The 19,314-nt window shown below is 64.6% G+C and carries 24 protein-coding genes and 1 riboswitch; of the genes, 17 read left to right on the top strand and 7 right to left on the bottom strand.

Going from position 1 to position 19,314, the window contains the following annotated elements; genetic code table 11:
• The first annotated feature begins 176 nt into the window (after window positions 1–176).
• From QJT82_RS28025 to QJT82_RS28015, 3 genes are all read left to right on the top strand, one after another.
• Complete coding sequence (locus QJT82_RS28025; RefSeq protein ID WP_028342267.1) at window positions 177–1,838, top strand: HWE histidine kinase domain-containing protein; 1,662 nt, start codon at window positions 177–179, stop codon at window positions 1,836–1,838.
• A 178-nt stretch (window positions 1,839–2,016) separates the two neighbouring features.
• On the top strand, window positions 2,017–3,045 hold the full coding sequence (locus QJT82_RS28020; protein WP_051003091.1) for a cytochrome c peroxidase: 1,029 nt from the start codon (window positions 2,017–2,019) through the stop codon (window positions 3,043–3,045).
• Between the two features lie 504 nt (window positions 3,046–3,549).
• Window positions 3,550–4,533 (top strand): hypothetical protein, encoded by a 984-nt coding sequence (locus QJT82_RS28015; protein ID WP_028342265.1) that lies wholly within the window; start codon window positions 3,550–3,552, stop codon window positions 4,531–4,533.
• Between the two features lie 19 nt (window positions 4,534–4,552).
• On the opposite strand, the gene QJT82_RS28010 is transcribed toward QJT82_RS28015, so the two are convergent.
• Window positions 4,553–4,918 carry a methylamine utilization protein gene (locus tag QJT82_RS28010; protein ID WP_028342264.1) on the bottom strand — a complete coding sequence of 122 codons (366 nt, stop codon included), beginning with the start codon at window positions 4,916–4,918 and terminating at the stop codon, window positions 4,553–4,555.
• 217 nt (window positions 4,919–5,135) lie between these two features.
• Here QJT82_RS28010 and QJT82_RS28005 point away from each other — a divergent pair, with 217 nt between their 5' ends.
• Window positions 5,136–8,045, top strand: a complete 2,910-nt coding sequence (locus tag QJT82_RS28005) for an EAL domain-containing protein (protein WP_028342263.1) — start codon at window positions 5,136–5,138, stop codon at window positions 8,043–8,045.
• Window positions 8,046–8,133: 88 nt separating this feature from the next.
• Here the strand turns inward: QJT82_RS28005 and QJT82_RS28000 are convergent, their stop codons facing one another.
• A complete protein-coding gene (locus tag QJT82_RS28000; RefSeq protein ID WP_016847265.1) occupies window positions 8,134–8,682 on the bottom strand; it encodes a sigma-70 family RNA polymerase sigma factor in 549 nt (182 codons plus the stop codon).
• The gene (locus tag QJT82_RS27995; RefSeq protein ID WP_018269610.1) at window positions 8,682–8,885 is read right to left on the bottom strand and encodes a NepR family anti-sigma factor; all 204 of its coding nucleotides are present in this window, start codon (window positions 8,883–8,885) and stop codon (window positions 8,682–8,684) included. Before QJT82_RS27995 ends, QJT82_RS28000 begins: the two co-directional genes overlap by 1 nt.
• 270 nt (window positions 8,886–9,155) lie before the next feature.
• Between QJT82_RS27995 and QJT82_RS27990 the strand changes: the two genes are divergently transcribed.
• On the top strand, window positions 9,156–9,968 hold the full coding sequence (locus QJT82_RS27990) for a response regulator (protein WP_016847263.1): 813 nt from the start codon (window positions 9,156–9,158) through the stop codon (window positions 9,966–9,968).
• Between the two features lie 84 nt (window positions 9,969–10,052).
• Here the strand turns inward: QJT82_RS27990 and QJT82_RS27985 are convergent, their stop codons facing one another.
• On the bottom strand, window positions 10,053–11,276 hold the full coding sequence (locus QJT82_RS27985) for a cytochrome P450 (protein WP_028342262.1): 1,224 nt from the start codon (window positions 11,274–11,276) through the stop codon (window positions 10,053–10,055).
• Window positions 11,277–11,391: 115 nt separating this feature from the next.
• Between QJT82_RS27985 and QJT82_RS27980 the strand changes: the two genes are divergently transcribed.
• The 3 genes from QJT82_RS27980 to QJT82_RS27970 all read left to right on the top strand — a co-directional run bounded on the left by QJT82_RS27980 (window position 11,392) and on the right by QJT82_RS27970 (window position 13,317).
• Complete coding sequence (locus tag QJT82_RS27980; RefSeq protein WP_245288796.1) at window positions 11,392–12,114, top strand: TetR/AcrR family transcriptional regulator; 723 nt, start codon at window positions 11,392–11,394, stop codon at window positions 12,112–12,114.
• 123 nt (window positions 12,115–12,237) lie between these two features.
• The gene (locus QJT82_RS27975) at window positions 12,238–13,119 is read left to right on the top strand and encodes a DMT family transporter (RefSeq protein WP_028342260.1); all 882 of its coding nucleotides are present in this window, start codon (window positions 12,238–12,240) and stop codon (window positions 13,117–13,119) included.
• A 57-nt stretch (window positions 13,120–13,176) separates the two neighbouring features.
• On the top strand, window positions 13,177–13,317 hold the full coding sequence (locus QJT82_RS27970; RefSeq protein WP_155258615.1) for a hypothetical protein: 141 nt from the start codon (window positions 13,177–13,179) through the stop codon (window positions 13,315–13,317).
• A 27-nt stretch (window positions 13,318–13,344) separates the two neighbouring features.
• On the opposite strand, the gene QJT82_RS27965 is transcribed toward QJT82_RS27970, so the two are convergent.
• On the bottom strand, window positions 13,345–13,587 hold the full coding sequence (locus QJT82_RS27965) for a hypothetical protein (RefSeq protein WP_028342259.1): 243 nt from the start codon (window positions 13,585–13,587) through the stop codon (window positions 13,345–13,347).
• 185 nt (window positions 13,588–13,772) lie between these two features.
• Between QJT82_RS27965 and QJT82_RS27960 the strand changes: the two genes are divergently transcribed.
• The 3 genes from QJT82_RS27960 to crcB all read left to right on the top strand — a co-directional run bounded on the left by QJT82_RS27960 (window position 13,773) and on the right by crcB (window position 14,856).
• Entirely contained in the window at window positions 13,773–13,949 is a 177-nt protein-coding gene (locus QJT82_RS27960; protein ID WP_196238195.1) for a hypothetical protein, read from the top strand.
• A gap of 221 nt (window positions 13,950–14,170) precedes the next feature.
• A riboswitch (Fluoride riboswitch) is annotated at window positions 14,171–14,231 on the top strand.
• Between the two features lie 68 nt (window positions 14,232–14,299).
• Entirely contained in the window at window positions 14,300–14,473 is a 174-nt protein-coding gene (locus tag QJT82_RS27955; RefSeq protein WP_155258614.1) for a hypothetical protein, read from the top strand.
• Window positions 14,470–14,856 (top strand): fluoride efflux transporter CrcB, encoded by a 387-nt coding sequence (gene crcB / locus QJT82_RS27950; RefSeq protein ID WP_028342258.1) that lies wholly within the window; start codon window positions 14,470–14,472, stop codon window positions 14,854–14,856. The genes QJT82_RS27955 and crcB overlap by 4 nt, the downstream gene beginning before the upstream one ends.
• On the opposite strand, the gene QJT82_RS27945 is transcribed toward crcB, so the two are convergent.
• The gene (locus QJT82_RS27945) at window positions 14,853–15,107 is read right to left on the bottom strand and encodes a hypothetical protein (RefSeq protein ID WP_028342257.1); all 255 of its coding nucleotides are present in this window, start codon (window positions 15,105–15,107) and stop codon (window positions 14,853–14,855) included. The two genes, crcB and QJT82_RS27945, sit on opposite strands and share 4 nt — an antisense overlap.
• Window positions 15,108–15,304: 197 nt before the next feature.
• Here QJT82_RS27945 and QJT82_RS27940 point away from each other — a divergent pair, with 197 nt between their 5' ends.
• The 6 genes from QJT82_RS27940 (at window position 15,305) to QJT82_RS27915 (ending at window position 18,663) form a co-directional block, all read left to right on the top strand.
• Window positions 15,305–15,526 carry a hypothetical protein gene (locus QJT82_RS27940; RefSeq protein WP_016844392.1) on the top strand — a complete coding sequence of 74 codons (222 nt, stop codon included), beginning with the start codon at window positions 15,305–15,307 and terminating at the stop codon, window positions 15,524–15,526.
• A gap of 167 nt (window positions 15,527–15,693) precedes the next feature.
• A complete protein-coding gene (locus QJT82_RS27935) occupies window positions 15,694–16,374 on the top strand; it encodes a transglutaminase family protein (RefSeq protein ID WP_028342256.1) in 681 nt (226 codons plus the stop codon).
• Window positions 16,375–16,417: 43 nt separating this feature from the next.
• Window positions 16,418–17,344 carry a DMT family transporter gene (locus QJT82_RS27930; protein WP_028342255.1) on the top strand — a complete coding sequence of 309 codons (927 nt, stop codon included), beginning with the start codon at window positions 16,418–16,420 and terminating at the stop codon, window positions 17,342–17,344.
• 83 nt (window positions 17,345–17,427) lie between these two features.
• On the top strand, window positions 17,428–17,610 hold the full coding sequence (locus tag QJT82_RS27925) for a hypothetical protein (protein WP_016842983.1): 183 nt from the start codon (window positions 17,428–17,430) through the stop codon (window positions 17,608–17,610).
• 135 nt (window positions 17,611–17,745) lie between these two features.
• Window positions 17,746–17,919 carry a hypothetical protein gene (locus tag QJT82_RS27920; protein WP_196238193.1) on the top strand — a complete coding sequence of 58 codons (174 nt, stop codon included), beginning with the start codon at window positions 17,746–17,748 and terminating at the stop codon, window positions 17,917–17,919.
• Between the two features lie 351 nt (window positions 17,920–18,270).
• Window positions 18,271–18,663, top strand: coding sequence for a hypothetical protein (locus QJT82_RS27915; protein WP_028342254.1), 393 nt, complete (start codon window positions 18,271–18,273; stop codon window positions 18,661–18,663).
• A 174-nt stretch (window positions 18,664–18,837) separates the two neighbouring features.
• On the opposite strand, the gene QJT82_RS27910 is transcribed toward QJT82_RS27915, so the two are convergent.
• The gene (locus QJT82_RS27910; RefSeq protein ID WP_028342253.1) at window positions 18,838–19,278 is read right to left on the bottom strand and encodes a hypothetical protein; all 441 of its coding nucleotides are present in this window, start codon (window positions 19,276–19,278) and stop codon (window positions 18,838–18,840) included.
• Between the last annotated feature and the right edge of the window lie 36 nt (window positions 19,279–19,314).

Here is a 19,314-nt window from a genome sequence, read left to right as displayed (position 1 = left end):
AGACCGCCGGGTGGCGTCGTCGTTAATGTTGCCGACCGGCTCCTGTTGCGGACCGATGATCGCTATTCCATATTACTTTGCGGCGGGCTTTCATCGCATCCTGATTTGTCGCCGCCCTCGCAGAAGCCAGATGCCTTCCGTCCCCTTTCGCCACCCCCTGATTGCCGAGTAAGCGTGTGGTTCGACTGGGCTTCATCGTTGCCTTGATTGCACTGATCGGAGTTCTGCTCTCCGGTCTTGCCGCCTATCGGGTGCACGATCAGGAGCTCGCGATCGACGGCATCGCGCTGGCGCGGGCGATCGACGTCCACGCCAGCCTGGTGCAGGACCGCCTGACCGAGCGCGAGCTGCTGGCACGGGTGGCCTCGGGGCTGTTCCGGGCGCCGTCGATGGTGAAGGCCAACATGCTGCAGCCGCTGCGCTCGGCGATCTACGCCTTCAAGACCGATTTCGTCGTCGCCGCCTGGATCGCGCGGCTCAAGCCGGACGAGCTCGCCGCGGCGGAGGCCGAGCTGAAGGCCAATGGCTTCACCAATCCAACCATCCGGGATTTTGACGACCAGGCGCTCGACCTCAAGGCGCTCGACAAGCCGATCAACGTGCTGATGGACGTCGAGCCGCGCAATCCGGAGACCCTGAGCATTCCGGGCCGCGCCTTCGACCGCCACTCGGTGGTGGGCCCGATGCTGGCGCGCGCGATGGCCAACGCCAAGCCGGTGGCCTCCGACCCGGTGCCGCTGTTGCGGCAGAACGGCCCGGTCGGGGTCGTGCTCGCCGCGCCGGTGTTCCAGGAGGGCGCATCCGAGCCGGCCGGCTTCATCACCTTCTCCTATGAGTTGTCGTCGCTGATGCTGACCAACGACGACAGCTCGCTGTTCGCGGTGGCGTTGAAGGACCCGCGCGATTCGAATGACGAGTTCACCGCCAACGAGCAGGGCATCGTCACCTCGCGCGCGGTGCGCCTGGACGGCCCGCTGCCGTCGATGGTGCGCACGGTGACGTTCGGCGGCCGTGACTGGTCGCTCGACTATTATGCCAAGAGCAACGCGACGGTGCGTGCGCAGCAGACCGCGACCATCGTCGCGGCGATCGGCCTCGCGCTGACCGGCATCGTCTGCGGCCTGTTCGGCTATGTCGCCTACAACAATTTGCGCCTCAGCCGCGAGATCGAGGTCCGCATTGGCTTCGAGCGCCGGTTGACCGCCGTGATCGACGAGCTCAACCATCGCGTCAAGAACATCCTCGCGGTGATCCAGTCGATCGTGACCCGCACGCTGCGGCACGGCGCCGATATCGACGTCGCGCGCGAACTCCTGATCGGACGCATCCACGCGATGTCGAACGTCGTCACGCTGCTCAGCGAGAGCCAGTGGCAGGGCGTCAAGCTGAAGGGCCTGTTCGAATCGCGCTCGATCCCGCATGCCGACCGGATCGCGGTGAACGGTCCCGACATCACGGTCAGCGCTCGCGCCGCGCAATCGCTGTCGCTGCTGTTCTTCGAGCTCGCCTCGCATTCCGACGAAGGGCTGTCGCTGGTCGGCAAGCACCCGCACATCGTCGCCAATTGGGAGGTCGTCGGCGAGGATGCCGACGCGGTCTTCCATTTCCGCTGGGAGGAGTTCAACACCAGCCAGGCGACGCGGCGGGTCGACAGTGACTTCGGCCTGATCCTGCTCGACCGTGTCGCGCCCGAGGCGCTCGGCGGCACCGCGAAGCGCTACTTCACCGACGTCTCCTATGTCTATGAGCTGACCGCGCCGATGGACACCGTCGTCGACATGACCGAGCGCGACCGCACCGAACAGTTCTCCGCGCCGCTGCGCCCGGTGAAGAAGTAGCGGCTGCCTCAGGTTGTGTGACCAGACCGCCGCGCGGATTGATCGAAATCAGGCGCGCGCGCAGGCCCCGCGTCATCGTGACCAATGCCCGGTATCCGTAATAGGCCGCAACCGTTTGTTAAAACTTCGTTGAACTTGCTTGGGCATATACCGAGCAGGATACCGTCTGAGGACCCCGATGAGGCTTTGGGTCAGCCTGACCTTGCTCGCGGCAGTTTTGCCGGTAGGGCTGTCGCTTGCCTTGACCCCGGCGACGGCGCCGGGCGACCCTGCGACAATCCGTGCCAGCTATCGGCGGCCGGACGTCGTTCCGTTCCCGAGCAGCAATCCCTATTCGGAGGCGAAATCCACCCTTGGGCAGCTGCTGTTCTTCGATCCGCTGCTGTCGAGGTCAAAGACGCACTCCTGCGCGAGCTGCCACAGGCCATCCCTTTCATGGGCCGACGGCCTTCCGCGCGCCATCGGTGAGGATCCCAAGGGCCTGCCGATCCGCTCGCCGACATTGATCGATGTGGCCTTCTTCGAGCCGCTGGGATGGGACGGCAAGTTCAAGGATCTGGAATCCGTTGCGTTCGGGCCGATCCTCAGTCCGGCGAACCTAAACATGACCGAGCCGGAATTGATCGCGCGACTGTCGGCGATCCCCGGCTATGTCGATGCCTTCACCCACGCGTTCGGAGACGGCGCGATCACGCGGCCGAGGATCGAGGCGTCATTGGCGACCTTCGAGCGCTCCATCATCGCAGGCGAGGCTCCGTTCGACCGTTGGATCAAGGGCGACGATACCGCCATCAGCAAGTCAGCCCAGCACGGCTTTGAGCTTTTCAACGGCAAGGCGCGTTGCTCGGCTTGCCACAGCGGCCCGTCGTTTTCCGACGGATCCTTCCAGGATATCGGCACCGCCAAGGGCCATGACATCGGGCGCGGCCGTTTCTTTCCGACCTCGGCGAAGCTGAAATATGCGTTCAAGACGCCGACATTGCGCGACGTCGCGCGCCGCGCGCCCTATATGCACGACGGATCGGTGGCGACGCTGGAAGATGTCATCGAGCTTTACAACAAGGGCGGGATCGATCGGCCGAGCCGATCGCCCGACATCAAGCCGCTGTCCCTGACGGCAGGCGAGAAGAACGACCTCATCGCCTTCCTGCAAACCCTGACTGCAACGGCCCCGCCGGTGGCAGGGGTCCCCAAACTGCCGCGCTGACCTCGGCCCAACGCGGTTCAGAACGAGGTTCGTTCAGCACAGGTGCGGCAGCGCCGCGCCCAGCAGGCCGAGCCCGACGATCACGAATGCGCCCGCACAGGTCTCGAGTGTCGCTGCGCGCGCAGCGGACGATCTTGTCATGTAGGCGAGGGCCGACCCCACCCCGATACTTACGACGCTCAACGCTCCGAACACTGTACCGGCCTCCCGATCCGATTTTGTCCGGATTTGACTACGACAGTTGAATTGAGCTCCCGTGCCGGAATTAGCTAAAATTTGAGGGAACCGGCTGTAAAGACTGCACTAAGGGACAGGCCGGGGGCTCGCCTGCCATGATTAACCACAATGCAACCACGGGGTGTCCCGGCAGGCGCAAAGCGTAAAATTTGATATAAGTTAAACAAGTCCTTAAGTGTGTGGGCGGTTGGTTCAATGTTTAGTGGATGGGCGCGAGATACCGTCTCGGCGGTGCGCTCCTTTTTCGCCACGTGCCTTGCAGCGGTTTTGTTTTGTGTCGTAGCCGCGCGCAGTGCCGAGGCACATGTCAAATGGTTCTGTGCTTACGATGTCGCCGGTCAACCCCGCGGACTCGAGAATGTTCTTTGCCTGGATTTCGAGCTGCTGCTCGGCGTCGCCATTTTCTGGCTGTTTGCGGGTTGCCTGATCGAGCCCACCTCGCTGGGTGATGCCACGATCCGGGTGATGGACCGCGTCACCGAGGGACTGCGGCTGCGCACCGAATTGATGATCCGCGCCGTATGCGCGTTCTTCTTCATCTCGATCTGGGCCGTGGGCGGCATCCTGCTGACGCCCGAGTTGAAGACGACGTCGCCGTTCGTGGGCGCGCTGCAACTTGCGATCGCTGCCGGGATGCTGTCACGCCGCACGCTGCCGCTGTCGGCGGCGGGGATGGTGGTCCTGTTCGGGATCGGCGTGCGCGACTACGGTGTCTTTCACCTCGCCGATTACCCGATCTTTCTCGGTGTTGCCGCCTATCTTGCGCTCGTCGGGCTGAACAAGGATCTGTTCGGAATCCGGCCGATCGACGTGATGCGCTACGCCGCCGCGGTGACGTTGATGTGGGCCTCGGTCGAAAAATGGGCCTATCCGGAGTGGAGCTTCCCGCTGCTGATCGAGCATTCCGCGATGACGCTGGGCTTCGACAACGAGTTCTACATGCGCGCTGCCGGCATGGTGGAATTCACGCTCGCCTTTGCCTTGATCTGGACCCCGCTGATCCGGCGCTGCGCCGCCACCGTGCTGACGGGGATGTTCATCAGCGCGTGCTTCGAATTCGGCAAGATCGATACCATCGGACATTCGGCGATCATCGCCGTCCTGCTTGCGATTGTCGCCGACAACAAGGTGTTGTCGCGCGACCGCCGCGCGCCGTGGCTTGCCCCGGTCGCGCTCTGTGCCGCGCTGTCGGTGACCTTGTTCGTCTACTATTTCGGCCACGCCGCGATCTTCAAGACGTCGGTCCTGTAGATCGCCGCCGCCTGGGCGGCTATTTGGCGACGTGGACGGCGAGCTTCATCTTCGGATGAATACCGCACAGCACCGTGTAGTCGCCGGGCACCGAGAAGGTGACGTCGAACTTGCTGCCCGGCTGCTGGTCGCCCGAGTCGAAACTGAACGTATCGGTGCTCAAATAAGCGTGATGCAGCAGTTCACCGTCATCGTTAACGAATCGTAAAACCTCACCCCGCTTGATCGAGATCTGCGCGGGTTTGAATTCACGATCCTTCTGCGAAATGACATAAGGGGCTGCGCCCAAAGCGGCTCCCGCAAGCGCTCCAGTGACGATCGCCGCCGCAAATGGCACGCGACCGAATTGGCCCAGGTGCAAGGCGCGCAACAAGCCTGACTGCATAAGACCCCCGCTGAACCTCGAACACCAAATATCGGCTATCCCGGGCTGCAAGCGTGGCTCCCGGATTACCTGTAAGGGTGATTATCGCCAGCTGATCTTAACGATTTCAGCATGAGTTCCAGTCACTACTAAGGCAATTTTGAGCAGACAGTTATTTTCCGCAGTGCTGCGCGTTTCTGCGTAGCTTGAGTATCGAGCACTACGGCGAAACGCGGGCATGGACAGCCTATTTGGCAACCTCAAGGTAAAGAGCGGTGCGGCCTTTCGGTTCGCAACCGGCCGCCTTTCGCGTCTTGCCCTGACCAAGGGTTCGATCCGCAGCCAGATTCTGATTTTTTGCCTTGCGATGAGCGCCGTTGCGGTCGCCCTCGGCGGGTACTCCATCCTCGGCATCCGCCATGCCGGCGATCTGGTGGCCAAGACGTTCGACGAATCCCTGATGTCGATCAACTATGCCCGCGCGGCCGGTGCGGATTTCGCCACGATGCGGGTCGCCTCGTCGCAGCGCCTGCTGACCACGGATCCGGAGATCCGCGCCAATCTCGATGGCCAGATTGAAAAGCTCGCGAAGACGCTCTCGGAAGATTTGGCTATTGCTGCCGATCGGTCGCAATCCTCGCGCGCCGCGCAAGCCGCCGCAAAGGTTCAGGAAGCCGCCGACGCCTGGATGGCGCTGCACCGACGCGCGATCGGATCGTCCACAGAGGGAAGCGCGGTGGCTGATCCGCGCGCACCGGGTGCGACGGTCGGCGATGTCGATCGCTACTCCAAGATCGTCAGCCAGCAGGTCGAGCTGCTGGTCAACTATACGGCCGGCGATGGCTTTCTGTTCCGGCAGAAGGCGCTCTCGACGATCAAGCGGGACCTGCAGCTCAACGTCGCCGGGCTGACCGTCGCGCTGTTTCTGTCGGCCCTGTTTTCGTGGCTGCTGGCGCGCCGCATCATCGGACCGGTCGCGATCGCATCGCGGGCCGCGCGAAGCATCGCCGGCGGCGACCTCGACGCGACCATCCCCAAGGGCGGTACCGACGAGCTTGGCACGCTTCTGACCGCCATGGAAACGATGCGCGACAACATCCGGCGCATGGTCAATCAAGAGGTATCGCAACGCCGCTCGGCGCAGGCACGGCTTTCCGATGCGCTTGAAACGTCGCGCGAGGGCGTCGTGCTGCTCGACGCGGACGGCCAGGTCGCGCTGGCCAACTCGCGCGCGAGTGAATTCATCCGTCTCTCGCCGCAGCTTCTGCAGTCGCATCCGCTCGATGCCGCCAGGCTGGCGCCCGCCGACGGTGACATCGACGGCTTTGCGAGCGAGGCGCAGCTGTCGGATGGACGCTGGCTGCGCGTCAGCCGCAGCGAGACGCAGGAGGGCGGCGTCGTTCTCGTCTACAGCGACATCTCCGCGCTGAAGCAGCAGAAGGCGGAGCTGCATGCCACCAATTTGCGGCTCGACGCGGCGCTCACGCACATGTCGCAAGGGTTGTGCCTCTACAACAGCGAAGCGCGGCTGCAGGTCGCCAACCGCCGGTTCTGCGAGATCTTCGATATATCGCCGGAGCTGGTCGTTCCCGGAATGACCATGGAGGAGGTGCTCGACCTGAGCATCGCCGCGGGCAATCACGGGGAGCGGACCGTCACCGACCTGCTGGCGGAGCGCGAGCGGTCGATGGCCCAGCACGACGGCAACTATCTGCAGCATCTCAGCGATGGACGGATCATTGCGATCGCGCAACGGCCGACATCCGATGGCGGCTGGCTCGTCACCTGCGAGGACGTCACCGAACAGCAACGGGCGGAATCGCAGATCGCGTTCATGGCCCGGCACGATGCGCTGACCAAGCTGCCGAACCGGACGTTGCTGGCCGAGCGGATCGAGCTGGCGGTTGCGCAGGTCGGCCGCGGACTCGGCTTCGCGGTGTTCTGCCTCGATCTCGATAATTTCAAGCAGGTCAACGACACGCTCGGGCATCCGGTCGGCGACGAATTGCTGTGCGCGGTCGCGGATCGGCTCAACGCCTGCGTCCGTGAGGTCGACACCGTCGCGCGTTTGGGCGGCGACGAGTTCGCGGTCATCCAGTGCGGCGTCCAGGGCGGAGACGAGGCCGAGCGCCTCGCGCGCCGCATCGTGGAATGCGTGGGTGCGCCCTACGAGCTGAACGGGCATCGCGTCGTCGTCGGATGCAGCGTCGGCATCTCGATGTCGCCGGGCGACGGCACCACCGGCGAGAAGCTGCTGAAGAACGCCGACGTCGCGTTGTACCGCGCCAAGATGGAAGGCCGCGGCACCTGGCGCTTCTTCGAGCCTGCGATGGACGCCAGCCTGCAGCGGCGACGGGCGATCGAGCTCGACCTTCGCGAGGCGATGGCCAAGGACGAGTTCTCGTTGTTCTACCAGCCGCTCTACGATCTCCATCTCGACCGCATCTGCGGCTTCGAGGCGCTGCTGCGCTGGCATCACCCCAAGCGCGGGCTGGTGTCGCCGGACCAGTTCATCCCGATCGCGGAAGAGATCGGCCTGATCGGCCCACTGGGAGAATGGGTGCTCAATCGCGCCTGCGAACAGGCGACGACCTGGCCCGGCGAGATGAAGCTCGCGGTCAACGTCTCCGCGGTCCAGTTTCGTGATGCCGACTTCATCGACGTCGTTGTCAACGCGCTCGCGGCGTCAAAATTGTCGCCGCGCCGGCTGGAGCTCGAAATCACCGAGTCCGTGTTCCTCGCGAACAGCAACGAGACGCTTGCAACGCTGCACAAGCTGAAGGCGCAGGGGCTGCGCATCGCGCTGGATGATTTCGGCACCGGCTATTCGTCGCTGAGCTATCTGCGCAGCTTCCCGTTCGACAAGCTCAAGATCGACAAATCCTTCGTGCGCGACGCGACCGCGACGCATGGATCGAAGTCGATCGTCCGCGCCGTCATCAGCCTCGGCAGAAGCCTCGGCATGACCACGATCGCGGAGGGCATCGAGACCGTCGAGCAGCTGGATCATATGCGGGCCGAAGGCTGCAACGAGGCGCAGGGCTTCCTGCTCAGTCACCCGGTCCCGGTGACCGAAATCGCGGCCAAGATCCTCGAATTGAGAAACGGCTTCAAGCCGGCCTCCGTCAAGACGGCGATGGCCAGCTGATGCCGCGCTGAGCGTCACCGGGCCTTGCAGGCCAATATAAAAAGGCGGCCCGCGGGCCGCCTTTTCTCATCTATCGTCGTGATCGCGCTTAGCCGCCATTGCCGCCGATCACGGCGCGCACGGTGTTGTCGGGGCCGAAATCCTCGGCGCTGTCGACATAGAGCAGCGCGGAGAGCTTCGATCGCGCGCGGTTGACGCGGCTCTTGATGGTGCCGACCGCGCAGCCGCAGATCGCCGCGGCATCCTCGTAGGAGAAGCCGGACGCGCCGACCAAAATCAGCGCCTCGCGCTGGTCCTGCGGCAGCTTTTCGAGCGCGGCGCGGAATTCCTCGAACTCCAGATGCGCCGCCTGCGAAGGCTGGCTCTTCAGCGTCTTGGCATAATTGCCCTCGGCATCCTCGACCTCGCGCCGCCGCTTCCGGTAGTCGGAGCGAAACAGGTTGCGCAGGATGGTGAACAGCCACGCGGGGAGGTTCGAGCCGGGCTGAAACGAGTCGATGTTGGCGATCGCGCGCAGCAGGGTCTCCTGCACCAGATCGTCGGCGCGGTCACCATTACCGGACAGCGAGATCGCGAACGCGCGCAGGCTCGGGACCGACGCAAGGATATCGTCGCGAAGTTCATTCGTGAGAGGCATTAGTCCCCTCCATTGTTCTTGTCGGTATCGCCCCCGGCGACGGCCGCCGCCGCTGCCTCCGGCCCGTCGAGTTTGCGGATCAGCTCCGCAAAGCGGTCGGGTACGCCCTGTCGCACCACGTCATCGTACATGGCGCGAAGCTGGTGGCCGATTCTCGATTGAATCTCGGCGTTGAGACCGCCCTGCTTCTTTACTTCCTTCATGATGTGATCCACGCTTCCCCGGGAGTTAAGTCTCTGATTTCCAAGTCGTTTCCTCGAAAAAAGAGGCTGGCCGCGTTGCCTCGTCGATCTGGAGCTAATGCAAAGTTGCGCAGAAAGTTCCGGAATGCTGGAACTATTTCGTGGAACTTTTTCGGCTTTCGCGCGTAGTCGGGCATGCAGGGGAACCGGGGGCGCCCCAGAACTGGATTCTGGCGCCCCCAGACAACGGGTTTCAGGCCACCAGGCCTCACGAACAAGGATGGAGTGGGAATGTCCCGATCGCAGATCGTTGCCGAACACCTTCCGCTGTTGCGCCGTTACGCTCGCGCACTGACCGGAAATCAGGCGTCGGGGGACGCCTATGTCGGGGCCATGCTCGAGGCCCTGTTGCAGGATGGATCGTTGCTGGACCAGACCCACGGGCCGCGCGCCGGCCTGTTTCGGCTGTTCACCCAGATCTGGAATTCGGTGTCGGTGAACAACAACGACAATGCCGACGTGGCGACGCTGTCGCTGCCGCCGGAGCGGCGGCTGTCCAACATCACGCCGCTGCCGCGCCAGGCCTTCCTGCTGCTGTCGCTGGAGGGCTTTTCGGAGGAGGAGGTCGGCTACATTCTCGGCACCGATATCGCCGAGACGCGCAAGCTGACCGATGCCGCCGGCCGCGAGATGGCCGCCGAGATCGCCACCGACGTCCTGATCATCGAGGACGAGACCTTCATCGCCATGGACCTCGAGAGCCTGGTGAAGAATCTCGGCCACAACGTCATCGGCGTTGCGCGCACGCATTCCGATGCGGTGGCGCTCGCCAAGAACAAGAAGCCCGGCCTGATCCTCGCCGACATCCAGCTCGCCGACGGCTCGTCGGGCCTCGATGCCGTGAACGAGTTGCTGCGGACCTTCGAGGTGCCGGTGGTGTTCATCACCGCCTATCCCGAGCGCTTCCTGACCGGCGAGCGGCCGGAGCCGGCATTCCTGATCTCAAAGCCGTTCCAGCCGGCGATGGTGTCGGCGGTGGCGAGCCAGGCACTGTTCTTCCAGCGCAACTCGCGCAACCGCACGCCGCGCGCGGCATCGGCATGAGCTGAATTTACGCAAGCGGCAAAATCCAGGCCGGCGTGCCGAAAGGTACGCCGGCTTTTTTTGAGCGAGCCTTCGATCGCGACGTTACTTCGGCGTCACGCGGACCGGCATTGTGCTGAGCGCCCGCAGGCCCGAGCTGTCGCGGAAGGCCGTGGGGCCTGCAATCTCGAACTGCTTGACGCGGCTGGCGAGCGCTGTGATCACGGCCTCGGCTTCCAGCCGCGCCACCATCTGCCCGACACAGCCGTGGATGCCCACGCCGAAGCCCATATGTCCGGAGAGCCGCCGTCTGACGTCGAATTGGTCGGCATGCTCCCAGCGCGTCTCGTCACGGTTGGCGGAGGCGAGCAGCAGCAGCACCTTCTCGTGCTTGCCGATCGTGACGCCTGCAATCTCGGTGTCATGCGGCGTGGTGCGGAACACGAACGGCGCCGGTGAATCGAAGCGCAGGGTCTCGTCGAAGGCCGCGCGCGACAACGACGGATCGGCTGCAAGCAGCGACCATTGCTCGGGATGGCGCGCAAGCGTGTACAGCGCCATGCCGATCGCGCTGATCGTGGTGTCGAGCCCGGCCGAGAGCAGCGAACGCACCAGCAATGGCGCTTCCTCCGCGCTGATGTCGCCAGCGTCGGCCGCCTCATAGACCTGCGCGCCAAAACTGCCCGGGCGCAACGCCTCGCGCCGGCAGCGCGCCGCGACCCAGGGCAGGACGCGGGGCGCCTGCTGCATCAAATCGCGAAAATAATCGTTCTCGGGCCCGAAGCCGGCGAACACCATCGCGCCATAGGTCAGGAAGTTCTCGCGGCCCTCCTGGTCGATGCCGAGCGCGTCGGGAAACACGCTGACCGGAAACACCTCGGCGATGTCCTTGATGGCGTCAAACGATCCGCGTTCGACCAGCCCGTCAACCAGCCGCGTCGCCATGGCCTTGAAGTCATCGGCAAGCCGCCGCATCGCGCCGGGCGAGAGGATCCGCGCCAGCACCGCACGGGTTCGGGTGTGCAGCGGCGGATCGGCTTCCAGCACAATGCTCGGCGGCCGCCACGGCTTTTCCTTGAAGTGGTTCGCAAGCCCCGCGCCGCCGGCGTTGCTGAAATTGACATGGTCTCCGAAGATCGCCTTGACCTCGGCAAAGCGCGGCACCGCCCAGATGTCATATTTGGTCAGGCGGATGACCGGCGCCGCGGCACGCAGCTCCGCATAGGTGCCGTAGGGATCGGCCCGCGTCGCCGCGCTGAACGGATCGAAATCGCTGCGGACAATTTCGCCTGCAACGGAGCTCGCAAGGGGGCTCCCATCGGTGCTCATCGGATCCTCCCGTCTTGTCATTAGTTAATTGACCATAGTTAATTAACTTGCATATTGCAAGGGCGGGGTTGCCATCGGGGCGGGTGCGCGGCATGGAGGCGCGAGGCAGATGGGGATGTCGATCGTGGAGCGAGCCAAAGGCGCACGGCGCTTTCAGCGCAGGGCGCGCCAGGAGGCCGACAAGGAGGCGCTGAAGGCGCTGATCCTGGAAACCGCGCGCAAGGAGTTCGCCGCCGGCACGCTGGAGACCGTTTCGATCCAGAAGATCGCCGACGCGATCGGCTACTCGAAGGGCACCGTCCTCAAATATTACCCGACCAAGCTGCTGCTGTTGCTCGCGGTGAAGCAGCAGAACCTCGAGGCGGTCGCCGAACGCCTCGATCGGGTCCGCGCGGAGACGGCCGACAGCGATCTGCGGCTGCGGCGCGTGATGGAAACCTATCTCGATTACTGGGCCGACAATCCCGATCACTTCCGCTCGCTGTTCTCGATGTCCGGTACGATCGAGGACCGCCGATTTCCCGACGGCGTCTATTTCGGCGAGACCGAGATCGCGCGCCGCAGCTACGAATTGTTCGTGGTCTCGGTGCGGGAATTTCTGGCGGCACATGGCGCCGAGCCGGCACCTGGCCTTGCGCAGCGGCTCGCGACCGCGCTGCTGGCGGCGACCCACGGCGTGGTCGCGCTGACGCTCGGCACGCCGACCATGAAACTGCCCGACATGCGCGGCACCGGCCGCCTGCTCATCGCAAGCCTGATCGATGCCTGGACGGCCAGGCTTGCCGCCGCGCGGAAAAGCGACGGCTGGCCGCGGGTCACGATCGGCACCTTCGCCTGACGGCGCGGTGTCCGAAGGTCAACGCCCGGTTATTCGCGCGTGCCACGCGTCCCTGCATACGCGCCGCGCCCTCATACGCGAAGCGATGTGGAATCCCGTGCGTTCGCCTGCTAAGCGCGGCCGATGGATACGACGCAACGCGATCGAACGATCGGCTTTCTCTGCCTGGTGGTGACGGCCTTCGGCTGGGCCCTGAACTGGCCGCTGATGAAGCTGTTGCTGCAGCAATGGCCGCCGCTGTTCGCCCGTGGGCTTGCCGGCACCTGCGCGGCGGTGATCCTGGGCACGCTGGCGCTGGCCCGCGGGCAGTCGCTCGCCGTGCCGCGCGAGGTGATCCCGCGGCTGCTGTTTGCCTCCTTCACCAATGTCTTCGCCTGGATGGGCTTCGGCACCATCGCGATGAAGTTCGTCACGGTCGGCGAGGGCGCGCTACTCGCCTACACGATGCCGATCTGGGCGATGCTGTTCGCCTGGCCGGTGCTGCACAGCCGCCCGACGCTGCGGGATCTTGCGGCGCTGGTGCTCGGCGTCGCCGGCGTTGCGCTCCTGCTCGGCGGCAATGGCTTTGCGTTCAGCGCCGACAAGCTGACCGGCATCGCGCTGGCGCTCGCCTGCGCCATCCTGTTCGCGCTCGGCAACGTGCTGAATCGCAAGCCGCTGCCGATGCCGCCGCTCGCGGTGGTGGCCTGGCAGGTCGGCATCGGCTGTTTCGTGATGCTTCTGCTCGGCATTCTCTTCGAGCATCCGAACTATGCCGCGATCACGCCGCTCGGCCTCGGTTGCTTTGCCTACATGACGCTGATGCCGATGGGCATCTGCTATCTCACCTGGTTCGAGACGCTGCGCCGCCTGCCGCCGACATCGGCGTCAACGGGCATGCTTCTGGTGCCGGTCATCGGCGTGGTGTCGGCCGCGATCATTCTTGGTGAGCCGCTGGGGCTCCGCGAGATCGGCGCCATGGCACTGACGCTCGGCGGCGTGACGCTGGCGCTGCAGCGGGCCTGACGCAAAGGAGGGAACGGACATCGGCGCATTGCGTTCTCCCGAAAAGGGAGCTTGGCCATGCGCAAAGCGATCGCGCGGCTTGATGCTGAGCAGAGGGCGCAACTGCTTTATCTCGCGGATCTCGGCACGGCGATGTTCACGTCGGCCCTCGTGGTGTGCATCCTGAAGGCGATTGTGGACCTGTTCGCCGCCGGTTGATCGCCACCATGCTGTGCCAGCGCGCCGTCAATCCTCTTGCGGCGCGTCGCTCTGGGTGTGCCCGTCGGGCCCCCGGTCAAACACCCCATAATCGCTCGATTTCACCCCTGCCGCCCCGTCGGTGCCCACGCCGGCCAGACCGAGCTTGAGCAGCTCGCGGACCGCCGCAGCGCGGGTCGGCATGCGGTGCTTGAACCGGAAATCGTCGAGGGCTGCCAACTCCTCTGGCGACAGCATGACCTGAAGCCGTTCAGCGCGAAGCTCATTCATCGCAAAACACCCAGACTTAGCTTGTTGAGTAATTTGCTAAACCGCCAAACTCGCGTGAGGTTCCACCGGTTGAGACAAAAATGCTAATTGAGTATGATTAACAAATGAAATCAATAACTTAGGTAAAAAATTTGGGAACGATCCGGCTGCCCGCCTCGTTATGTCGATGTCGCTGGAGAGATGCCATGGCCAACCAAGTCAAGCTTCCCCGCAAGCTGTCCGATGAGCCGGAAGCCCCGAAACCGCGGCGCCCGAGCCACGCGAAAGTCATTGAGCAACTGGACCGCTGGGCCAACAGCCCCGGTCTTCAACCGCCAAAGGTCGATAATGCAGAGGACGATTCAAAAGCGGAAGCGATCTGAACCCCACACATTCGAGCAACGCCTCGAGGAACATCGTGCGAGACTTGAAGGCCTGCTCGCTCAATTGCCGCGTGGTGTCGAACGCGAGCAGATCGTTGCGCGCATCGATCAGCTGAAGACAGCCGTCGAACTGAACGCGATGCTGTCGACGACCGGCTAAGCCGAGAAGCGAAACGGCGGAACGGCCACTTGCTCCTGCCGCTCCGCTCGCCTACCATCGCCACGTTGATGGGGATGGAGTCCCCCGATAACCGCCGCGAGGCTGATGACTCCTACCGGACGCGACAGCGTCGGTAGGAGCATGTGCCACCGCCGACCCGCCGTGTCCCGCGAATGAGAAGGGACAGCGCATGACGGGTCTTCCTGGTTCACTCTCAATCGCATTGTCGCTGGTCGGGTCGATCTGGCTCGTCGGTGTCGTCGCCTTGCTGGTCGACGCGCCGGGCGAGCTGGTCGCTGCGGCCTTCGTGTTTGGGGTGCTGGCGGGCTTCGTCGAATGGCGAGCCGGAAAGGCGGAGCATTGAACGTTCAGTTGTTGGCGGCGGTCGCGATCGGCGGTTCGCTGGGATCGGTCGCACGCTATCTGGTGGCGATCGGCGCGGGACGCCTGGTCGGCACGGAATTTCCCTGGGGCACGCTGGTGATCAATATCGTGGGTTCGTTCCTGATCGGCGTCTTCGCGGAGTCGTTCGCGCTGAGCTGGAACGCCAGCCAGGCGATGCGAGTGTTTCTCACCGTCGGCATTTGCGGCGGCTTCACCACCTTCTCGACCTTCTCGCTCGATGCGATCGTATTGATGCAGCGCGGCGAGCTGTGGGCGGCCGGCGCCTACATCGCAGCCTCCGTCGCGCTCTCGATTCTCGCGCTGTCCGGCGGCCTGCTGCTGGTGCGGGCGCTCACAGCCTAGTCAGTCGCACGGCGGCCGGTGCGTGGATTGAGCGGTGCGGTCGGCGGCCGTCGCAGCGCTTCGGGCAGGAACGGTTCGCCCCGCCGAGGCGAGGGGTCGGCACGCACATCGGCGGCCCATTGCGCGCGTTCGTGCGGCGTCTGGTTGTCGTTGAAGGTTCGCTTCACATCGACGCCGCCGACGGGATCGTTGACGCCGTTGCGGCTGGCGGGACGGTCGACGCCGCTGTGGATGTCACTGGAGTTGGCCATCGCGGCCTCCGTGCTCGGCTGATCAAGGTCTGATCTGGATAAACGTGGCCCGCGCAGGCGCCGTTCCAAACAAGCGCCGTTCCAAAAAAGTGAAGGGCCGGAGGTACCGTCTGCAGCCCGGAATCCTTGGCGCGTCCGGGACCAGCCGGTAGGATGGAACCCGGATGGTAGCCAGGAACCAAGGGAGAGACCGGGGAATGAAGCACGTCGACGTCGCGGTGATTGCTGCCACGCTGTGGCTGCTGGCGTCGATGGTGCTGGACATCGTGACGCCGAAATCGATCACCGCGCTCATGATCGCGGCCGCGCTTGCGCCGCCGTTCCTGATCGGGATCGGCATCCATTTCGCACGCCAATATTTCAAGGCGAAGCGGCGCAGCTACCCGTCGCCGCGGTTGGACGAACACTTCGAGAACTAGAGCGTTTTCGAACGAAGTGGGCACTGGTTCGCGTGAAGAAAACGCGTCAAAACTAAAATCCAGAGCCCCGTTTCGATTTAATCGGAGCGGGGCTTCGGCGGGGCAGGGCTGCGGGAGGGCTGCACGTGCTGCATTGAACTGCGCGGATGGCTTGCTAAGCTTACGCCATGACCGAACATCTCCCCCATACGATCAGCCGCCTCTACACCGACCCTGGCGAATATGTCGACAGCGACCATCCCGCCGTCGAGGCGTTCGCCCGCGCCGCCGTTCCGTCTGACGCCAGCGCGCGCGACAAGGCGCGCCGGCTCTATACCGCGGTGCGCGACGGCATCCGCTACAACCCCTATGTCAGCATGCGCTCGCCCGAGAGCTACCGGGCCTCCAGCGTGCTCGCCGCCGGCAACGGCTACTGCGTCGGCAAGGCGGCGCTCTATGCCGCGGCCTGCCGGGTCCACGGCATCCCGGCGCGTGTCGGCTTCGCCGATGTGCGCAACCACCTCACCACCGAGAAGCTGCGCCAGAGCATGGGCTCGGACCTGTTCACCTGGCACGGCTTCACCGACGTGTTCGTCGACGGCGCCTGGCGCAAGGCGACCCCGACCTTCAACGACACGCTGTGCGCCAAGCTCGGCGTGAAGCCGCTCGATTTCGACGGCCACGCCGACGCGCTGCTGCATCCCTTCGACGGCGAAGGGCGCGCCTACATGCAGTATGTCAACGACCACGGCAGCTATCACGACGTCCCCGCCAAATTCCTGATGCGCGAGATGGCGCGCGAATACGCCAACATGCAGGGCGAGGATCTCGCCGGCCGCGACATGGAGCGCGAGGCGGCCGAGCAGTAGCGGACGTGTGAGCCGATCGCGCGCCGGCTGAGGGGGCGGTGTCATGGATGCGGAGCCGCCGAAAGCGCAGGTCAGCCGCCCCGCCAAAGGCTGGGAGGACGCGGTCGCGCTGACCGGCTTCATCCTGGTCGCGGTCGGGCAGGCCTCCAACCAGGTTCTGGCGCGCGGGCTTGCCGGCTCGGTGCCGCCGTTTTCGCTGGCCTTTTTCCGCTGGAGCATCATCGCCATCGGCCTCGCGCCGTTTGCGATCGCAGCGATCCGCGACGGCAAGATCCCGCTGGCGCAGAACCTCTGGCCGATCCTCGCCGCCGGCTTCCTGGGCATGTTCCTGTGCGGCGCCCCGGTCTACATCGCCGGCATCACGACCACGGCGATCCACATCGCGCTGATCTTCGCGCTGTCGCCGATCATTGTGCTGCTGATCTCGGCGGCGCTCGGCATCGAGCATATCGGTCCGCTGCAATGGCTCGGTACGGCGCTGGCGCTCGGCGGCGCGCTCTTGATCGTCTCGGGCGGTCATCTGGAAACGCTGACGCAATCGAGCGCGGCCTGGGGCGATCTCCTGGTGGTGTGCGCGATGCTCGGCTGGTCCGGCTACACGCTGCTGCAGTCGCGCGTCGCGCCGCGCGCCTCGCTGCTGGCGCGGGTCAGCCTGTTCTCGGCGGCCGGCGCGCTGTGCTCGCTGCCGCCGGCGCTCCAGGAGATGTGGGCCGCCCCGGCGGAGGTGTTCAACACCCGGGCGTTCGAGGCCTATGTCTTCGCCGGCCTCGTGCCCGGCCTGATCGCCTATGCGGGCTTCGCCTGGCTCGGTGCGCGGTTCGGCTCGGTGCGGAGCTCGCTGGTGCTCTACGTCGCGCCGATTGCGAGCGCCTTCCTGTCCTGGATCATCCTCGGCGAGCCGCCGAAGCTGATCCATCTGGTTGGCGGTCTTTTGATCCTCGGCGGCGTCTGGGCCAGCCTGCGCAAATAGATCCAGTTCCTTCCCAAGGTGCAACCTTTTCCGGCCTCGCGCGTTGAATCCAGCGTTGATTCAAGAGCTTAGTCGGAGGTCGTATGAATCTTACTCCCCAGCAGCGCAAGGACCGTGATGCGCAGCGTCAGCAAGATGCATCGCAGGCGATGAAGGAGCATCGCGCCAACGAGAAGGCGTTCTACGACAACTTCCAGCGCCTCAAGGCCGAGCGGCAGGCGCGCGAAGCCGCGGAGTCACGGAAGGCGCAATCCGCTTCGAAATAAGCGCCAGGAGCCACACCAACCATCCGGATGGCCCGGATCTGACCGAACGAGAAGGAGCGGAATCGAGGGGGCGAGCACGGCGCAAGCGAGCTCGCCCCGAAGACGAGAAATCTCCAGGCTTATGGAGGACGTCAGATGTACTTTGCCGATCAGAAAACGGTCACCTGCAAATGCGGTGAGCCCTTGAGCGAATTGATGCTCGTCGACGACCAGACAACCGGAATCAAGTTTCACGTCGGCCGTTGCCCGTCATGCCGTGAAGTGACGGTTGTTCGATCCCAGGACATGCCAGCGAACGACAATGCCTGACGCGGACGGTCCTCTCGCGAGTGGGAGGGCCGGGCCTTCGGTTTCAGGTTTTCGATTGCGACTGGTGAGCGACAGGCCGGCTGACGCATCGTTCGCGGCACACCAGAAAAAGAGCAGGGCGCGACCGGCATCACCACGGTCGCGCCCTACGTCGCCGGTCAATGGGGCAGGGGGAATAACCGGCTCTTCCAATGACTCGCAGACCCCCTGAGTCGTTCCGCGCAAGCGAAAATATTTTCGTACACGGTTAAGTGATGGCCGGACGCGAGAACTCCGCGGGTTTCGTTCGCGTTGTGTCCGGGATCGCCAAGGGATCGTCGAGCGAATTTCCATGGGGCGAGGGACATCACCATGTCAAAGATTCAGATGGGAATTTTCGCTGCGCTGGCGGCTGGGCTGACGCTTGGCGCCGTCCAGCTGGCATCTGGCCACGATCTCATCGGCGGCCAGCAGGTCACCACCGCACTGGCGCCGGAGAGCGCCGTCAATCGCGCCGCCAAGACCGACCGTGCCACGGTTCCAGTCACCGGCCTGCCGAGCCGGACCGTTGCGCTGAAGGTCGAGCGGCTTCCCGATACGTCGGTGCTGGTCCGCGTCCCCGTGGCCAAGGAAGAGGCGCGCCATCGCCCCGCAGTGCCGGCTCGGGCACGGCCCGGCGATACCCGCAAGGTGGCCTGCGAGCCGGTGGTCAGCGTGCTGACCGAAGTGGCCAAGCTGCTGCAGCCCGGCCGCTGCGTGACCTGAGCAGGGCGCACAGTCGGTCTAATATCGACGGCGTCATCGCCCGGCTTGACCGGGCGATCCAGTACGCCGCGGCCCATCGGCTCAATCACAATCGTCTCTGGAATACTGGATCGCCCGGTCAAGCCGGGCGATGACATCGTTGGTTGCGGTTTGCACCTTACCGGGCAACGCAGGCTATTCCTCCTCGTCCGCCTCGCTGCTGCTGGCAGCGCTGCGGCTTGCCATCAGGCCGAGCGCGAGGCCGCCGACCGCCAGGAGCGGGATCAGCCGCTTCACGCCGATGGCCCGCACGATCTGCAGGCCGGTGGCGACCACCACCGGATCGGCGAACACATTGGCCGCGGCGGCCTTTGCCGCCTTCTCGGCGCGGCGGCGCATCTCGCGCTTTCGCACCACGTAGACGCTGGCGGCGATCACCGTGACGACAAGGAACAGCGCGGCGCCGGCGAGGCACGCTTCCACCGGCCCGTAGTGCTGCAGCACGTAGACGAAGGCGGCCGCGCACAGAAAGGCGATGGTGATGAACAGCGCGATCGCCGTGGCCGCGGCCAGCGACGTCAGCCGCAGCGCGTTGCCGGTGGAATCCTTGACGTCATTGATCAGCCGCTGAAGCATCGACCAGCCCTGCCCTGAATCTTGCCTTGAATCTTG

The organism is Bradyrhizobium sp. Mp19 (assembly GCF_029952935.1).
In the GTDB taxonomy this organism is placed as follows: domain Bacteria; phylum Pseudomonadota; class Alphaproteobacteria; order Rhizobiales; family Xanthobacteraceae; genus Bradyrhizobium; species Bradyrhizobium elkanii.
Note: the sequence above shows the minus strand (reverse complement) of the source record. Positions and strands in the feature narration are given on the sequence as shown.